Consider the following 17,161-nt stretch of genomic DNA (forward strand, 5'->3'; position numbering starts at 1 on the left):
GGCAGCTTTGGCTTGGACGAGCCTGAAGAGAACATGAAAGCAAACCTCGTCGAGCATGAGATTATGCCATCAAGCCGACAAGGGGCCGCTTCAGCGGCTCGCCTGCACGCTCGCAGCGACGGCTGGCGGCAAGTTTTTGACCGGCGCACGCCAGAGGAACGGCGCACGTTGTCACACATCAAACGCTTCATGGAGCGGCTGGCCGGTGACAGGAAGTTCCGTACGGCGCTTTCGGAGAACGTCGACAACCCTCGAATAGTGACCGCGTCCTACGGGATCGAAGTTGACCCAATGCAGATACTGCCGCTCTGGTGCGGTGACTACGTGAAGTACCGCTTCAAATCGGAGTCTGCCCCGTGGCCGCTAGCTATGATGTGGGATGAGTATGTGCGCGAGATGTTGCGCCATCGAGACCTCGTGCGCCGCCAAGGCGAAATGTCGACGATTAATCCTCGCTTTCATGCCTGGCGCGAGCGCCAGATCCGGCGCTGTAACGACGAATTGGGCGAATTGGGGACGTCGATCGCGCACCACACCATCGCATTCGAGCTCAGTGAAGGCTGCACCGTCGGTTGCTGGTTCTGCGGCCTCTCGGCGGACCGATTCAAGGGTTATTATGAATATAGTGAGGAGCATGCTGGGCTTTGGCGCGGCGTGGTCGCTGCCGCGAGCGATATGTTTGGTCCGGCGGTCCGCACTGGCTTCTGTTACTGGGCTACAGATCCAATCGATAACCCGGACTACGACCGTTTTCTGTTTGACTTCTATCAAATCACCGGCGAATTGCCACAAACGACGACGGCCGCCCCGCTAAAGGATCAAGCACTCACTAGGCGCGTGCTCGAACTGTTCGAACGTTACGGTCGCGTGCCAAATCGTTTTTCCGTATTAAGCACGAAACATCTCGATCAGATTCACGCGGCGTTTTCGCCCGAGGACCTGATGGGGGTCGAACTCATCCTGCAGGGCAAGGATGGGCCGACCGCAAAGGCTGTTACCGGGCGCGCGCGAGAGCGAAAGGAGCAGCTCAAGGCAACCAACAAAGATGAAGCAACCCTCTTGCCGGAGGGCTATCCCACGACAATCGCCTGTGTTTCCGGCTTCCTCGTAAATATGCGGAAGGGGCGTTTGCAACTGGTGGCGCCGGTACCGGGTAGCGACCGCTGGCCTCTCGGGTACCGGATCGTGGCTCAACGTTTCTTCCGGACACCTGACGAGTTCCGGGAAGGGCTCGAGAGCATCGTTGACAAGCATATGCTCGAAAGCCCACCCCCCAACCTGCCGATCCGCTTCCGCGAAGACCTGCAATACGAGGCAGAGAACCGGCACTTCCGTCTCCGCTCACGCAATACTGAGCATTGGGTGCTCGACGAGCTCGTTCCGATTTCCGTTGGCCAACTAATCGCGTCCGGCAACTATACAGCTTCGGAGCTGATTATGCGGGTCGCAACGGACGGAGCGAGCGCCCTTGCAGCCGCCGACCTGCTCGACCAGCTTTACGCGGCCGGGGTGATCGAAGAGGATCTCGACGATCTTTCCCTTGGCAGGATGGGATGACAGGCTGCATGCCGCGGGCGTCGCCATCTACGGCGACAGCGGCATGGGCAGACAATCATGAGGGGTGGCTAGCATCCACCAAGTGAAATTCGGTGACCGGTTCCGGCTAGGAGCAAATGAGCTCTAGCAGGCTTCTCTGATTGGGGTTGTTGAGGTCAAGCTCCTTCTGCTCGGCGTGATCACGCGCGCCGGCGACGAAACCTTGCGCAGCGTGCTGGTGGCCGGGGCTATCGCTATAAGGCATATCCGACGCGGCCGAGGCGCCGTCTCACCCTGGCTCGGCGGCCTACTCAAGCACAAGCCGCAGAAACTGGCTGCCGTGGGGCTAGCGGACAATATCGCGCGCATCGCCTGGAAGGTAATGACGAGCGGCGATATCTACAGAGCGGAGCCTATGCCACCAGCCTTGGGGCGCGTCGCATAGAAAGCGGCCAGACACGGGGAACATCTCTACTGTTACCGTGCTGACGTGCTGAGCTGGTGCCGGAACTTGCAGGAGAATGAGCAGTTGGTGTGATCGATCGATCCGAGACGCGGGACGCAAAGGCCCGACATATGATCGCAAGCGATCCGATTAATCGTTACTCAACATCTTGCGATAAGCGTGCCGTCCACATATGGGGTCAGCGGAGTGAGGCGTCTCAATCTGTTGGACCACCTTGAGAGAGTTCGTCCCAGGATCGTGCCTGCCGGGTTCGCCAGTTGCTGCTCGCGCTCCTGGCGAGCCTCAAGGTCGCGTTGGACGCGCGCGCTCGATGATTGGCCCGGGGTCGCGGCCGGAACGCACGGCCGCCTCTACCTCATCGGCCACTTCGGGACCTTACAGGTCCGCCACGCGCGCGCGGAACGGGCCATCAAATGCCGCCCGCCCGACAGCCCCCACTTGCCTACTTCAAATATCTTCTGTCCACCTATTGTATTGGATCCATCTTTAGTTAGTCTCCCCAAGTGTCGCTGCTGGAGCAGTACCCCCGGCAACAGCTGGCAACCGTTCCTCGCGAGGTCGGTCAAGCAGTTCTTCGGCATCGACGACCCGATAACCGGCGAGTTCATCGGCAAACATCTTGGCCACGAAACTGTGGCCTATCTCAGCATCAGCAGCGGCCACAACGGATTCTCGGTTCGATAGATGCTATGCCACTTTTTAGAAGGCTTGCGTTGACGCATCGCGCTCGAACGCGATCCTGCCATTTCCCGGGCCAGGCAAGCGAGGCAAGAGCGGCTCAGGTCTCGTAAATGGAGCGGTTGCGCCTCGGCCACCGCCCACCGCAACGTTGTTCCAGCCGGCTCATGTCGTCTACCGTGACACGGCGGCTGTTCTCGATCCGGATCACGCCGTCCATTCTCAGTCTGGTCAGCTGACGGCTCACCGTCTCATTTGTAATTCCAAGGAAATCAGAGATGCCGGCGCGCGTCAGCGGCAGATCGAAGCACGCCGAGCTGGCCGCCGGGCCAACACTGGAATCGATGTTGCGGGCGATCATGAGAAGAAAGCTCGCTACCTTCTCAGGCGCGGTCTTGCAGCCCAGAGTCACCATCCATTCGCGTGCTTCGTCGAGCTCTTTCAGCGTCTGCTTGAGCAGGCGATGCTCGAGCTCCGGTGATTGCTTCATCATCTTTTCGATTGCCGCTTTCGGAAACGAGCATATCGAGACAGTCGTTGCCGCTTCGGCATGGATCGCGCTTTTCGCCTCGAAGGGCTGTCCCAGAAAATCCGGCGCGAACCGGAGACCGACGATTTGCTGGCGGCCGTCCGAGAGGCTCTTCGTCAGCTTCACCACGCCCGAAAGCACGTTCGAATAGCTGTTGAGGGTCTCGGCATCGCCAATCAGTTCGATGCCCCGTTCGACCCTGTGCCGTGACGAAGTCTTGGCGAGCTTGGCCAAACGATCTGGATCGAGTGCGCTGCAGAGGCCACGGTGCCGTGCCTGGCAAGACAGGCAATAGACGGGGATGCCGGAACTGTGAAGACCGTGCCGTAGTGTCATTGATCGCTCTCCCGATCTGATCGCCCTCCCGGTCCCAAGCGCCGGCACGATAACCATCGACGGTAGAAAAATCCTTGCGGCAGTTTGTCATGCTGGAGGCTGACCGAAATCAGTGCTTTGGCTCATCTGTGCGTCCACAGTTGGCGACTCAAACAGGTTGACCACGACATGCGATCGGAACTTGCTGCCAGACTTGGTGAGAATGTCCCGCGCTATACCAGTTACCCCAGCACACCGCATTTCCATCAAGGTGTCGACGCGGTCGTTTATCGCGGCTGGCTGGAGGCACTCGAAGGCGGCGGGGAGCTATCGCTTTACCTGCATATTCCCTATTGCGACAGGCTCTGCTGGTTTTGCGCGTGCCATACCAAACATACACGTCACTATGCGCCGGTCGCCGCCTATTTGCAGTCGTTGTATGCAGAGATCGCGACGGTTGGCAGCCTTGTCAGCGGCAAGGGCCGAGTTCGCGCGGTTCATTTCGGGGGCGGTTCGCCGACCATGCTGAAGCCGCAGCATCTGGTGACATTGGGGACGGCGCTGCGAGACAATTTTGATTTTCTCGACGATGCCAAAATCAGCGTCGAGATCGATCCGAACGATATGGACGGAGTCCGCCTCGACGCGCTTGCCGAAATCGGCATGACCAGGGCGAGCCTCGGCGTGCAGGACTTCGATCCGAAAGTGCAAAGAGCGATCAACCGCGAGCAAAGTTTGTTGCAGACCAAGGCAGTCGTCGATGGCGTTCGCTCCCGGGGAGTAGATTCCGTGAACCTTGATCTGCTCTATGGCCTGCCGCATCAAACCAGCGAGAGCGTGCGTTCCACCGTGGCGCAGGCGCTGACCCTGGAACCGGACAGGATCGCCCTGTTCGGCTATGCTCACGTGCCCTGGTTCAAGAAACATCAGACGATGATCGACGAGGCATGGCTCCCCGGTCCGACGGAGCGGTTTGCGCAATCGCAACTTGCTGCGCGAGCGATCGAGGACAATGGATACGAATCAATCGGGCTCGACCATTTCGCAAGGCCGGGCGATGCGTTGGCGATAGCGGCCCGCGCGGGAGAATTGCATCGCAATTTTCAGGGTTACACCGAGGATCGCTGCGAGACGTTGATTGGACTTGGCTCTTCGTCCATCGGCCGGTTTCGTCAAGGCTATGTGCAGAACATGCCTTCGACCGGCGAATACCGGAGCATGACGGAAGACGGGAAGCTGGCCGCCGTCCGCGGCATAGCATTTTCCGACGACGATCGCGTCCGGGGCTGGATCATTGAGCGACTGATGTGCGATTTCGCCTTCTCGGCGATCGACTTGGTGGAGAGCTTCGGGAAAGYCGGCCAGAAGCTCCTCCGTCAGGCAAGCTCCATAGCCCTTAATGATCCTGCTCGACTGCTCGAACTCCAAGGCGACCGATTCGTCGTGCCGGCGGAAAATCGCCCGTTCGTAAGGAGCATTGCGGCGAAGTTCGACAAATATTTCGAGGGTGGAACGGCCAGGCACTCAGCTGCAGTTTGAGCATTTTGATCGTAAAATTCGCGTCAATCGCGTTTGATCGATTGCTAGCCATTTCCGCAGCACGGGAAATTGCGAGGATTCATGTGGCTGCATATAGCAGCCTGGCCTCTCATCGCGGCGCCTCAGTCGAACGCGACAACGTCGCAGCAAGCGCCGCGCCAAAACTGCGGCGACGCGAGAAACGCGCAGGATCCTGCATATCTTGCTTATGCAGGTTTCTGCACTGGCCGCTGGCGCGTGCCTATTCGACAGAAGGGCCGACGGTCAGGGTGGAGTGTCGCTCTGGGCCTACATGCTGCCTGGCAGCGACAGGAAAGCCATCGACGCAAGCTCTTTACGAGGCTGCGATCGGCATCTTGATTGTCGATTTCTTGCTATGGGATGCCGAAGGCTGTCGCCCCGGCGAGTGCTGGCTAAACGCCTCGTTTGTTGCCCCAGAGCATAACGTGCAGCTGTGGTAACACGCGGGCTTCGAACCACCTGTCGCCGGTTACGCTGTCTACCAGCCACTCCATGCGTTTCATTATTCCATCAACGTCGACAGGAGCGTCTTCATTTCCGGGGTGTGGCGGCGTGTGATTGCCGGGTTGCAGATAGACTGGAAGTCGCGGAAATCTCGCCGCGGCCTCTTTCGCAAAGGCATAGTCATTTTCGTCGAAAACAACGAGCTTCAGCACGACTTGCGGCTTGTCCTGCGCCGCCTGGAAGCATGCCTCGATAATAGCCCAATCGGTCCTCATTTCACTTGACGGCGGCTTTGGGCTAAGGACCAGCACGTCAAGTTCGGCGAACCATTCCCGGACCACGGAACCTTGGGTTTCCAGAGCAAATCGGTAGCCCTCGTCATGGCCTCGTTTGATGAGAGCACCGAAAGGCTGGATAGCCGGATTGCCGCCTGACAGCGAAACCATCAACGGGCGGCCGCCGGAAAGCGCGACAATCTTTTGCCACACGGCGTCGCAGGACATCATCTGCCATTCATCCCGGAATTGCCTGTCGACCGCATGCAGACTGTCGCACCAGGAACAGCGATAATCACACCCGCCGGTTCTGACGAAGACCGTCGGCAGACCGATGAGCACGCCCTCGCCCTGGATCGTCGGCCCGAAAATCTCACTCACGCGGATTGCGGGATGCATATCGGTCATGGCCGGCATTCGGCCCATGTTTTCGGCGTCTCGCTAACCCGCACGGCCGTGGTTTCGGGCAAGCGTGCCTTGCACCATTCATAAAAGTGTCTGGCCAGACATTCCGCGGTAACCTTTTCATGCCCCAGCACGTCATTGAGATGTCGGTGGTCGAATTTATCGTCGATATAACGTTTGAGCGGTGCCAAATCGTGATAGTCGCGGACAAAGCCGTGCTCGTTCAGTTCCTTGCCCGATAGCTCCACTTCGACGATGTAGTTATGCCCGTGCAGGCGCGCGCACTGGTGGTCAGGCGGCAGGGACGTGAGTTGATGAGAGGCTGAAAAGTGGAATTCCTTGGTGATGCGGAACATTACACCCCCCTCCTGCGCAACGCGTCCAGCCAGAAGTCGGCGTCCTCGTAGTCGGTGGGATCTGGGTGGCCACAGAGATGAAACGCCTCGCGCCGCTCGACGCACGTCCCGCACCGTCCACAGTGACGCTTGCCGCCCTTGTAGCAGGACCAGGTCTCCGCAAATGGCGTGCCGTGGCGGGCTCCATCCTCAATTATGTCCGCCTTTGTGAGATTCACATAAGGCGTATAGAGTCGAATATTCGCGTAGCCTTCGAGCGCGCAGTCTTGCATCATCTGGAAGGCGTCGATGAAGGCTGGTCGGCAGTCCGGATAGATGAAGTGATCGCCACCATGCACGGCCGTCGCCACCGCTTCCGACTTGCGCGCGGCCGCGAAGCCGAAGGCGATGGCCAACATGATGGCGTTCCGGTTGGGCACCACCGTAACCTTCATCATGTCTTCGGCGTAGTGCCCATCGGGTACCTCCACATTGTCGGTCAGCGCGGAGCCGGAAAGGCCGCGGCCGATTTCGCGGATGTCGATGATGCTGTGCGGGACGTTCAGACGCTCCGCGCAAAGGCTGGCGAAGTCCAATTCCTTGCTGTGCCTTTGGCCGTAATCGAAGGATAGCAGGCCGGCGAGTTCGTGCTCCGCTGCCACTTTGTGAGCAAGGGAAATGGAGTCCAATCCGCCGGAGCAGACGACGAGAGTCTTCATCGTTGGGGTTTCCTGTTTTGACCGGGTAGGCTGCGACCGGAGATTTCTCTGCTCTCCCAGTACCCCAGGGAGCCTCGTTTGTGAACTGAGGACGAATTTGATGCGCTGACGTGCCGCTGTGCTCAAGCGGGCTGAGCCTGCAAGAAACACGAAACTGATAGACGGCCCACCTCACTGCATGTCCAAGATCCAGGCATAACAAAATAGGCTCTGAAAGAGGCCGGAGCTTCAGAAACAAGCTTCTCGACGCTTCAATCAAGCGCCAGGTGGCGGAGCTTCGAGGACCTAAGGAACCGAGTTATGGGTCTCGAGCGGAAGCCCAACGTCATTATCTTCCCGCGCCTTCCGCCCAAGACTGGTTCGAATCGGAGCACACGCGGGCCAAGGGCCGAGCGTCACCCAAACCAAATGGGTCGGGCGTGGGCCGACATCTGTGAACAAGCCGTGTGCGTCGTTGCAATTACCCCGGTGTTGCGCGCAATTGCTCCCATGGCTGCGGATGAACTGGATTCGCTGGTATTCCAGATGGCGGTCGAAAGTGTCGGCGCGCTCTCCATAGGCTTCACTGAAAAGGCTGCGGCGATAGCCGCCAGGAGCCGCGGTATCCTACTTTTCGACGTGCGGGTGGACGGTGACGCGGCGGTCCAGCGGATCGCGGCCATCCGATATCCAAGTGACCGGACGGGCGTGCTGGCTTTGGACATACGAGGCGTGGGTATTCGCCATTGCATTGTCGGCGGGACTTTCTCGGCTTTGACCGCGCCACTGGAGAATTGGACCGGCATGCCCCTGTCGATGCAGGCAAAGATTAGTGTCGACGACCATGCCACTCTCTTCCTAGGCGCCTTGCGGGAGGCCGGACATTTGCCGATCAGCCAGCCTGATTCATAAGGGTTGGCGGAGGTGGTGAAAGCCGTTGAAACGCTGTGGGATTGGTCGCTTACGCCAATTCTAATTATTTCCGGAGACCCCACTCCTACCGCCTCTGAGCGGTTTGTCATCTGTCACAGGCAAGTCCGTGATTGCCCGTTTCGACGGCGGGATGCCGTCGTCCAACAGTGGCGAATACTGCCGGCGCGGCGCGGCCGAAAACCACATCAAGTCCTGGAAGACGCATCTCACTGGCCACCGCACATCCTCCTCAAGAGCGACGGCTAACCAGTTCCGGCTGTTCCTGCATGCCGGCGCCAACTGGCTTATGCGGGGCTTGCGCGCCGCGATGCCGAAACGAGCTCTGCCGTCGCCCGACTCGACACGCTGCGTTTGCGCCTCATCATGATCGCCGCGCGTGTGGTCGAAACGAAGACCCAAATCCCCGCCTGCACTGCCAGCATTCTGCTCGGACCGGCGCATCCTGCGCATCGTCCTCATCCTGCAACTCGCGACATAAACGAGGGGAACCCCGAAACGAACGCGCCGCAAAGCCCCGCCTGCCATCACCGGCGGATCAACCCCGGCGCCCGACGGGGCGTCAAAACGTACCGCAATGGCGACCAGAGCGCCACCTCAGGCCGCCGAAAGCTCATCGCCGTGCATCAAGCGGGCCAGGTGACCGCCGGTGATCGAGGACCTCTGGATCGTCAATGCACAATGCCCCAAGTATACAACTCAGCCAGCCTTCAACGACCAAGCTATGTTCGGACTTGTGCTTGTCAGCGCCTTGGGGGACTGCTGTAGCTGGAGCGGTCATTATAATGGCCAAGGCCGTGGCAGCATGTATCGTTCGCGGCCAGTTAGACCACAATTTGAGGAGCCTCAAGAGCCCTACATTGTCTTCTTTTGAGGTAGGCATTTTTCGTTTTCCTTTTTGATCAACACGGATTTGAAGAGGATCTGGTGTTATTTCCCGCCGGGAGAGCCGGCGAAGCAGATATTCATATGGTCGATTCATGAGTTCTCCTGAATGTTTGTTTTACGGGAATCGTCATGGCAGCCCTAGCTGACAGCCTGAAAGCGATCTGCGGGCGATCCTGTCTGCCAAGCGCAGCAACATCCAACGGAGCTGGGCGTCCCACGGGATGCGCAGCAGATTGCGTTCGGACGAACGTTATGTGAACTCCTGGGTTACCTGCGCGACGGCAATGTCGGGATGCGTATCATGGCTGTGACTATGCAATTGGCATGCCACCAAGAGGGTTGTGAGCAGCGACCACAAATCGGCGGATTCGTCCCTTGCCGGCTTGATCCTGACCCCCAGGGTGTCTGGACCTGAACACAGATTGTCGTTAATCGGACCCTCACAAAACGCTGTGACCAGCTTTAGCACCGGATACGTGAGTCCTCCTTGAGAATTGCGCGTCTGGGAGGGGCAGATCGGGAAGGAGCCTCCCGATCATCCGGCACCCTAGTCTTCTTGGAGGTTTCTATGAAGGATTCACGCATTCCCGAGCCGGTTTTGGTGGCTATGTCAGAGGGGGTGCACGTCATTCGCGCTTATCGTGAACACCTTGGATATTCGATCGAAGACGTGGCGGTGACGAGCGGGTTAGCCACTGAGGAAATCCAAAACATCGAGTCGGGCTTAAGGTACAACAAGGGCTATCGGGATCGCATCGTGAAATCATTGTCCCTGCCTGTGGGAATTCTTGAGGAGGCCGAGATGATGGGCGTTGCGTCACGAGTGGAGAATTTGCAAGTGAGTTGAACATCAATACCCCAGCTCGTGGCCCTGTTTGGCTTGATTGGCGGCTGAACCGACCCGAGCCGGTCGACCGCCCGGCGGGTCGCCGGATGCCTGCGTCAGAGCCATAGAATTTTTGAAAAAGTTCACTCCGATGCATAGGCAATCGGCGGGGCGTTGCGAAGGGTCAAGACTATTGCCGCCCAACGCATGTAGGCCGCTTAGAGTTTCTGAATACTACCCGAAAACGGCCACGGCCCCATTTCTCGGCTGATGCTAGCCGCGATCCTAGAATGCGAAGTTGAAACCTTGGCAGCCGAACTATCCAGGTCAGGGTCTTCGACGGGTATAGCGCCGTTGGCGCCGGGACATATTACCACTCGTCTCCTTTCTCGGGCTTCGGTGATGGCAGGATTGCAATGGCACCATGTGGCGGAAACGCCCGACCGTGGACGCTGGTTGTTTCCGGGATGGCGCCATTGCTTATTGCCTGCGAGGCACTGGTCTTCGATCTGGGAAAGCTGTTTCGGGACTTGGCCGAAATCAGCGAATAACCGGCTCGCCGTGGAAGCGACGCCGCGAGGGCGGCGAAACGCCGAAGCCGACTTCCATCATCAGCCTCGGGCTGTGCGCCGGTACGGTGCCCATGTGGAAGCCGAACGGATCCTCGACGAAACCAAGCCCTGCCTCTCCGGTAAGTGTCACGGCGCTTTGCTCGCCATAGACGCCCAGAACCTCTTCTGCGGGATGGCCGACGAGAAGCGTCAGTTGATGCTTGAGCGCGCGTCGCTTGTGACTGCCGCGGACATAGACATGCGGGCCGGTACCCTCGTCCACCGGCAGCAGGTAAAAGAAGAACTTCAACATCCGCCAGTCGTCAAGATCGAAGTGGTATTTGCCGAGTGATGCCAGGTTCTTGTCTGCGTCGGACGCCTGGGTGGTGGGGAAGCTCCACCAAACGCGCGTGGTGATCAGTTTCGCCTGGCCGCCCAGATAGTGTGCAGCGATATCCATGAGCAACGGATCGTTTTGGATGGCAACTGCCGCCTTGCAGCCGAGAATGCGCTCGAAATAGTGGCCGCTGAGCAACGGACGGCCGAACCGAGCTTCAGCCTGTGCATGCTCCGTCGGCATGAATTCGAAACGGCGATCGAAATTGCCAAAGCAAGGTGTGCATCGCACGAAAGCTGCAATCTCCTCATGGATAAATTTGGGCAAGACGAGTCCGGAAAAAAGCCCATCCGACTGCAGCGCATCGACAGCATCCTGGCGATTGACGCCGACAAACATTGTTTCCCGTCCTTTCTGCGACGCTCGAACAGGCTTTGCACCAAGCCAGTGCATTCTCCGTGCCGGCATAGTGCGGGCGAGCACGAACATCGGCAGCCACGCTGGATTCTCGCGAAGATCCGACAGATATGTCGGAATGCGCACGGCCATGCGACGTAGCATACTGCCGTTTCGTGCGATTGCTTCGAGATTTGTAGCGCCGGCTTTGTCGGTATTCGTAACGGTCATCAGGATCCTCAGGTATGAATGCACTTTCGACGAAGCATTGGTTCTCACTGCTTCGTCACGTATTACCCAAACCCGATTCCCGCAGCGGAAGAACGCTAGCCACGCGTCAAGTTTTGTGCAACGCACAATTTCCCTCATCAGGAAACGCAGTTAGATACTGCTTCCCTCACCAAACATCAGGATCTCTCTGAGCCACCGCCCATTAGGTGGCGGCAATGATGGATCGCGTGCCGCACTCGATTGCGAAGATTGGCCACCCGATCAGCCCAGTATTCTTCGACACGCCTTTCGCGGCGGCACGCTCATGCGGCTCCTCCGCTTCCTGTCGCGTCAGCGTCAGCATCTTTGGGCGCATCGGCAAAGACGTGCTCGGCAGCAGGGAAGCGCCGCTTGCGCACCTCATCCGCATAGGCCGCGATCGCGGCGCCGGCCTGGTCACCGAGTTCTGCGTAGCGCTTGACGAATTTCGGCCTGAATGGGGAAAACAGGCCGAGCATGTCGTCACTCACCAGGATCTGGCCGTCGCAGGCCGGTGAGGCGCCGATGCCGATGGTTGGGATGCCAATCTCGCTGGTGATGCGGCGCGCGAGCTGCTCTGGCACCTTTTCAAGCACGACCGAAAAGGCCCCGGCTTGCGCGACCGATATCGCGTCGCGCCTGATCCGCTCGGCGTCCTCTCCCCTGCCCTGCACGCGGTAGCCGCCGAAAGCGTTGACTGCCTGCGGCGTCAGGCCGATATGAGCCATGACAGGGATGCCACGAGCACCGAGGAATTGGATAGTAGCGGCCATCGCCTCGCCGCCCTCCAACTTGACAGCCGCGCAGCCGGTCTCAGCCATTAAACGAGCCGCGTTGCGGAACGCCTGCTCGGGACTTTCCTCATAAGAGCCGAACGGCAGGTCAACAACCATCAGCGCCTTCTCCAGGCCACCGCGCACGGCCTTGGCATGCATGATCATCATGTCGAGGGTGACGCCGAGCGTCGACGGCAGGCCGTGCAGCACCATGCCCACGCTGTCGCCGACAAGAACGATGTCGCAATGTCGATCGACCAGTCTTGCAATCGGCGTCGTATAGGCCGTCAGGCACACCAGGGGGACGCCACCCTTACGGGCCCGAATATCGGGCGGTGTAATCGCCCTCGAATCACCTGCTGTGCTCAATGCATGCCTTCCTTCCCCGACGTCACCCACCGCAGGTGTCGCGTTTGGCACGTTCTTGTGCAAATGCGAAGAGCTAAAAAAGCCGTGGAGCTGCGCGGTGTTGACGTGCAGACAGCTGCGTTTAAATTAAATCGATTAAGGCACCCGGCCTACCAACCGCTTTCGCCACCATGGACAAACAGGCAAAAGGAACCAAGAAAGATCGAGCGGCCGTAAAGGCCGACGAAGTCACAGTGGACCTGATCGCCTTTGTCGTCGCTGTAAACGAAAATGAACCCTGTGTCCTCACCATCGGGCAAGCGGATACGCTACCTTCCGGACCATTTGCGCTTGAGCACCGATCGCTGCAATCCGGGTTGAGGGGATGGGTGGAGCAGCAGACCGGCCATCCGCTGGGCTATATTGAGCAGCTCTACACCTTCGCCGATCGAGACCGCATCGGCTCCGGGCGCCGGCAGCGCGCTATCTCCATCAGCTATCTCGCGCTCACGCGCAAGGAACAGGCGGCGAGCTCGCCAAAATGCGGCTGGCGAAGTTGGTATGAATATTTTCCATGGGAGGACCACCGCTCCGGGACGCCGCCGATAGAGTTGGACGTCCTGCGGCCGCGACTGATTGAATGGGCAGACGGCGCCGGCGACGCGGCGACGAGACGCGAACGTCGACAGCGGACAGCGACAGCCTTCGGCTTCGACGGCCGCCATTGGAATGAGGAACTCGCGCTTCAGCGCTATGAGTTAATCTACGAAGCAGGTCTGGTCCAAGAGGCCGGAAGCGCGCGCGACGCGACGCGGCCTTCGCTGGTGCCCAGCAAATCCATGGTCGCCGATCACCGTCGCATCGTGGCGACCGGCATTGCGCGACTGCGCTCCAAGATCAAATACCGGCCGGTCGTCTTTGAGCTGATGCCGCAGTCATTCACTTTGCTACAGCTGCAACGAACCGTCGAAGCGCTCGCCGGCAGGCTGATCAACAAGCCGAACTTTCGTCGCCTCATAGAGCAGCAGGAACTGGTTGAGGAGACCGGCGAGATTTCTGTCGATACGGGCGGGCGACCGGCAAGGCTCTATCGCTTCCGCCACGCTGTCCTGGACGAGACGCCCATAGTCGGCACAAAATTGCCCGTCGCGCGGGGTTGACACGCTTATAGTCGGCATAGATATATATCCGTTATAGTCAGATGGATTATAATTGGAGGGGCCGATGAGCGGGGCGTTACCTTCAGCCGCGTCTCTTTATCGGCGCGTCTGGCGCGTCATCCCACCAGGGGAATGGGCAGCGTTCAGCGATGACATCGAGGCCATTTTGGCGCTCAAGCGCGAGCGAAATGCCGTCATCCTGGCCCACAACTATCAAACACCCGAAATCTTCCACTGCGTGGCCGATATCGTCGGCGACAGCTTGGCGTTGGCTCGCAAGGCTATGACGGTCGAGGCGCAAGTCATTGTGTTGGCCGGCGTGCATTTCATGGCTGAAACGGCCAAGCTCCTCAATCCGGACAAGACGGTGCTCATTCCGGATCTCGGCGCAGGTTGCTCGCTGGCGGATTCGATCACCGCCCAGGACGTGCGCTTGATGCGCCAGCGTTATCCCGGCGTGCCGATCGTCACCTATGTCAACACGTCGGCCGAAGTGAAAGCCGAATCCGACATCTGCTGTACATCAGGCAACGCCAAGGCGGTCATCGAATCCCTTGGCGTCCCCCGGGTGATTATGTTGCCGGACGAATATCTGGCCCACAATATCGCCGCCCAGACCGACGTCGAGATCATCGCCTGGCAAGGCCATTGCGAGGTGCATGAGCGCTTTACGCCGGCCGATATCCGCGAGTTGCGCGAAAACCACCCCGGCGTGACGGTGCTGGCCCATCCCGAATGCCCGCCCGACGTGGTGGCCGAAGCCGATTTTTCCGGCTCGACCGCAGCCATGTCCGACTATGTCGAAACGCAAAAGCCGCCACGTGTCGTGCTGATGACGGAATGCTCGATGAGTGACAACGTCGCGTTAGCGCACCCAGATGTCGAGTTCATCCGGCCCTGCAATTTGTGCCCGCATATGAAGCGGATCACGCTCGCCAATATCCGCAGTGCGCTCGAGGAGAACCGACACATCGTCACGATTGATCCCTGTGTTGCTGAACGGGCACGCTGGGCCGTCGAGCGCATGCTCTTCGTATGACCACCTACGTCCATGACATTGGCGGGGCGCCGGTCATCATCGGCGCTGGCCTGGCCGGACTGATGACGGCACTGCATTTGGCGCCACAACCAGTCGTCCTCCTTTCCAGGACGCCACTTGGTACGGATGCCTCGAGCACACTCGCGCAGGGTGGGCTTGCGGCAAGCTTGGGCGAGGACGACAGCCCTGACCTGCACCTCGCCGATACACTTGCCGCTGGCGATGGGCTTTGCAACGAAGAAATAGCCAGGCGAGTGGTCGAGGCCGTCCCTCACGCCGTCGAGAACCTCATTCGTCTTGGTGCTCCCTTCGACCGCGCATTGGATGGGAAACTGCGGCTGGGCCTCGAGGCAGCCCATTCACGGCGCCGGGTCGTCCATGCCGCTGACGCCACAGGCCATCAGTTATTTCATGCGCTGCTTGCCGTGGCGCGGCGCACCCGTTCGATCACAATCATGGAAGGGATAACAGCCCTTCGCCTGGTGGTCGCCGAGGGCTGCACCGTTGGCGTGCTGGCTGTGCTTGAGAGCTGCGCGTTCGCATTGCCCACCCGCCGCGTAGTGTTGGCGACCGGCGGCATAGGTGGCCTGTTTTGCGACACGACCAACCCGCTTTCTTCGTTTGGCTACGGGCTGGCGCTGGCCGCCTGTGCCGGCGCAGAGCTCGCCGACCTGGAATTCGTGCAGTTCCACCCGACAGCGCTCGACACGCAGCGCCGGCCAATGCCGCTGATAAGCGAAGCCGTGCGGGGCGAAGGCGCAGTGCTGGTCGACGAATATGGTCACCGCTTTCTTGCCGCGACCCCTGGCGCTGAATTCGCATCGCGTGACGTGGTTGCGCGGGCGATCGCCAATCAACTCGCCGCTGGCCATCGCGTCTACCTCGATGCCCGTCAATGCCTCGGGCAGAAATTCGCAAAACGCTTTCCCGCGATCGATGYGGCGTGCAAGCAGGCTGGCATCGACCCGGCCGTTGAGCCTATTCCCGTGCGCCCTGCGGCTCACTATCACATGGGCGGCGTGGCCGTTGACACGGAAGGGCGCAGTTCCGTCTCGGGCCTATGGGCGTGCGGCGAAGTGGCTCACACGGGACTGCACGGCGCCAACCGCCTCGCCAGCAACTCGCTGGCCGAAGCGGTTACAACAGCTGCCTGGGTGGCGGCAAGCGTGGCCGGCACCAGCGCCGGCTGGCAGTGGCCCAGGCTTCCCGCAACCGTGTCTGTGCGACCCGACCCTTCATCTGTCCGCCAACTTGTCTCGAATGCGCTCGGGATCTTTCGCAATGGCAAAGCGCTTGGCGAGGCGATCACCACCCTTCTGCCGATCGCGGTCGGCGAAACGGCCGCGGCCGACCCGGCTCTGGTGGCGTTGTTGATCGCGATCGCGGCATTTCGGCGCGAAGAAAGCCGCGGCTCGCACTTTCGGTCCGATTTTCTGGGCCGCAATCCCGAGGCCCTGCCGTCGCGAATGACGCTTTGCACTGCGTTTGAGCATGCCGTTGCGCTCAGCTGGCAGAGATCCGAACGGAGTTGCTGATATGAGCTCCCTTGCACCACTTCCCCAGATTGTCATGGAGCCGATCGTCCGCGCTGCCTTGCTGGAAGATCTGGGAAGAGCCGGCGACATCACCAGCGATGCCATCATCCCCGCCGATTGCAAGGCGACGCTCGCGTTGAATGCCCGGCAGGCCGGCGTTGTCGCCGGGCTCGATCTGGTGATGTTCGCGTTCCTCCTCGTCGATCCCGGGATCAGCATGCAGTTGCGCTGCCCAGAGGGCGGCAAGGTTTCCGCCGGGGAGACCATCGCGGTCGTAAGCGGGCCGGCGCGAAGCCTGCTGACGGCCGAGCGGACCGCGCTCAATTTCCTATGCAAGCTGAGTGGCATCGCAACGGCGACGGCCTCGCTTGTAAACGCGGTACGCGGCCATAGCACCAAGATCGTATGCACGCGAAAAACAACGCCAGGCCTGCGTGCCCTTGAAAAATATGCCGTGCGCGCCGGCGGCGGCGCCAATCACCGCTTCGCGCTCGACGACGCCGTGCTCATCAAGGACAACCATATTGCCATTGCCGGCGACATCCGCACCGCAATCGAGCGAGCGCGTCGTGCGGTAGGCCACATGATCAAGATCGAGGTGGAGGTCGACACGCTGGATCAGTTGGAGATGGCGCTGCAGGCGAGCGTTGACGCGGTGCTCCTGGACAACATGTCGCTCGATGACCTTACCCAGGCCGTGGCGATGGTCGGAGGGCGAGCGATCACCGAGGCGTCGGGTCGGGTGACACCGAAGACGGCTCCCGCAATCGCGGCGACCGGCGTCGATCTCATCTCGGTCGGCTGGCTTACCCATAGCGCTCCCATTCTCGACATTGGCCTGGATATGCCCGCGGACCGGAACTGCCGCAGGCATCTGAACTGAGG

The 17,161-nt window shown here is 59.9% G+C and carries 14 protein-coding genes and 2 pseudogenes; 10 read left to right on the plus strand and 6 right to left on the minus strand.

Going from position 1 to position 17,161, the window contains the following annotated elements; genetic code table 11:
* Window positions 1–12 precede the first annotated feature (12 nt).
* Entirely contained in the window at window positions 13–1,557 is a 1,545-nt protein-coding gene (locus LCM4577_RS19245) for a radical SAM family RiPP maturation amino acid epimerase (RefSeq protein ID WP_244508377.1), read from the plus strand.
* Between the two features lie 169 nt (window positions 1,558–1,726).
* Window positions 1,727–1,981 (plus strand): annotated as a pseudogene (locus LCM4577_RS19250) (IS110 family transposase); the annotation flags it as partial.
* Between the two features lie 799 nt (window positions 1,982–2,780).
* Here the strand turns inward: LCM4577_RS19250 and LCM4577_RS19255 are convergent.
* Complete coding sequence (locus LCM4577_RS19255; protein WP_041003133.1) at window positions 2,781–3,545, minus strand: Crp/Fnr family transcriptional regulator; 765 nt, start codon at window positions 3,543–3,545, stop codon at window positions 2,781–2,783.
* 168 nt (window positions 3,546–3,713) lie between these two features.
* Between LCM4577_RS19255 and hemN the strand changes: the two genes are divergently transcribed.
* Complete coding sequence (gene hemN / locus LCM4577_RS19260) at window positions 3,714–5,063, plus strand: oxygen-independent coproporphyrinogen III oxidase (RefSeq protein WP_071072878.1); 1,350 nt, start codon at window positions 3,714–3,716, stop codon at window positions 5,061–5,063.
* A 413-nt stretch (window positions 5,064–5,476) separates the two neighbouring features.
* Here hemN and queE read toward each other — a convergent pair whose 3' ends face one another.
* Genes queE through queC form a run of 3 tightly spaced genes read right to left on the minus strand, consistent with a single transcriptional unit; the run spans window position 5,477 to window position 7,262 of the window.
* Window positions 5,477–6,211, minus strand: coding sequence for a 7-carboxy-7-deazaguanine synthase QueE (gene queE / locus LCM4577_RS19265; protein ID WP_041003433.1), 735 nt, complete (start codon window positions 6,209–6,211; stop codon window positions 5,477–5,479).
* Window positions 6,208–6,564: a 6-carboxytetrahydropterin synthase QueD gene (queD, locus tag LCM4577_RS19270; protein WP_041003134.1), complete on the minus strand. Its 357-nt coding sequence runs from the start codon at window positions 6,562–6,564 to the stop codon at window positions 6,208–6,210. Before queD ends, queE begins: the two co-directional genes overlap by 4 nt.
* Window positions 6,564–7,262, minus strand: a complete 699-nt coding sequence (gene queC / locus LCM4577_RS19275) for a 7-cyano-7-deazaguanine synthase QueC (protein ID WP_071072880.1) — start codon at window positions 7,260–7,262, stop codon at window positions 6,564–6,566. The genes queD and queC overlap by 1 nt, the downstream gene beginning before the upstream one ends.
* Window positions 7,263–7,751: 489 nt before the next feature.
* Between queC and LCM4577_RS19280 the strand changes: the two genes are divergently transcribed.
* The 3 genes and pseudogenes from LCM4577_RS19280 (at window position 7,752) to LCM4577_RS19290 (ending at window position 9,906) form a co-directional block, all read left to right on the plus strand.
* On the plus strand, window positions 7,752–8,153 hold the full coding sequence (locus LCM4577_RS19280; RefSeq protein WP_041003137.1) for a hypothetical protein: 402 nt from the start codon (window positions 7,752–7,754) through the stop codon (window positions 8,151–8,153).
* 169 nt (window positions 8,154–8,322) lie between these two features.
* Window positions 8,323–8,576: pseudogene (locus LCM4577_RS19285) on the plus strand (transposase); the annotation flags it as partial.
* A gap of 1,051 nt (window positions 8,577–9,627) precedes the next feature.
* Window positions 9,628–9,906 (plus strand): helix-turn-helix transcriptional regulator, encoded by a 279-nt coding sequence (locus LCM4577_RS19290; RefSeq protein WP_042646676.1) that lies wholly within the window; start codon window positions 9,628–9,630, stop codon window positions 9,904–9,906.
* Between the two features lie 519 nt (window positions 9,907–10,425).
* Here the strand turns inward: LCM4577_RS19290 and LCM4577_RS19295 are convergent.
* The gene (locus LCM4577_RS19295) at window positions 10,426–11,400 is read right to left on the minus strand and encodes a hypothetical protein (protein ID WP_071072883.1); all 975 of its coding nucleotides are present in this window, start codon (window positions 11,398–11,400) and stop codon (window positions 10,426–10,428) included.
* 302 nt (window positions 11,401–11,702) lie between these two features.
* Window positions 11,703–12,563: a 3-methyl-2-oxobutanoate hydroxymethyltransferase gene (gene panB, locus LCM4577_RS19300; RefSeq protein ID WP_071072885.1), complete on the minus strand. Its 861-nt coding sequence runs from the start codon at window positions 12,561–12,563 to the stop codon at window positions 11,703–11,705.
* A 170-nt stretch (window positions 12,564–12,733) separates the two neighbouring features.
* Between panB and LCM4577_RS19305 the strand changes: the two genes are divergently transcribed.
* From LCM4577_RS19305 to nadC, 4 genes are all read left to right on the plus strand, one after another.
* Window positions 12,734–13,702, plus strand: a complete 969-nt coding sequence (locus tag LCM4577_RS19305; protein WP_040972777.1) for an NrtR DNA-binding winged helix domain-containing protein — start codon at window positions 12,734–12,736, stop codon at window positions 13,700–13,702.
* A 64-nt stretch (window positions 13,703–13,766) separates the two neighbouring features.
* Complete coding sequence (gene nadA / locus LCM4577_RS19310; protein ID WP_071072887.1) at window positions 13,767–14,741, plus strand: quinolinate synthase NadA; 975 nt, start codon at window positions 13,767–13,769, stop codon at window positions 14,739–14,741.
* A complete protein-coding gene (locus LCM4577_RS19315; RefSeq protein ID WP_071072889.1) occupies window positions 14,738–16,276 on the plus strand; it encodes an L-aspartate oxidase in 1,539 nt (512 codons plus the stop codon). Before nadA ends, LCM4577_RS19315 begins: the two co-directional genes overlap by 4 nt.
* Before the next feature lies 1 nt (window position 16,277).
* Window positions 16,278–17,159, plus strand: a complete 882-nt coding sequence (gene nadC / locus LCM4577_RS19320) for a carboxylating nicotinate-nucleotide diphosphorylase (protein WP_041003149.1) — start codon at window positions 16,278–16,280, stop codon at window positions 17,157–17,159.
* The last annotated feature ends 2 nt before the right edge of the window (window positions 17,160–17,161 follow it).

The organism is Mesorhizobium sp. LCM 4577, assembly GCF_001854795.2.
GTDB classification, from domain to species: domain Bacteria; phylum Pseudomonadota; class Alphaproteobacteria; order Rhizobiales; family Rhizobiaceae; genus Mesorhizobium; species Mesorhizobium plurifarium.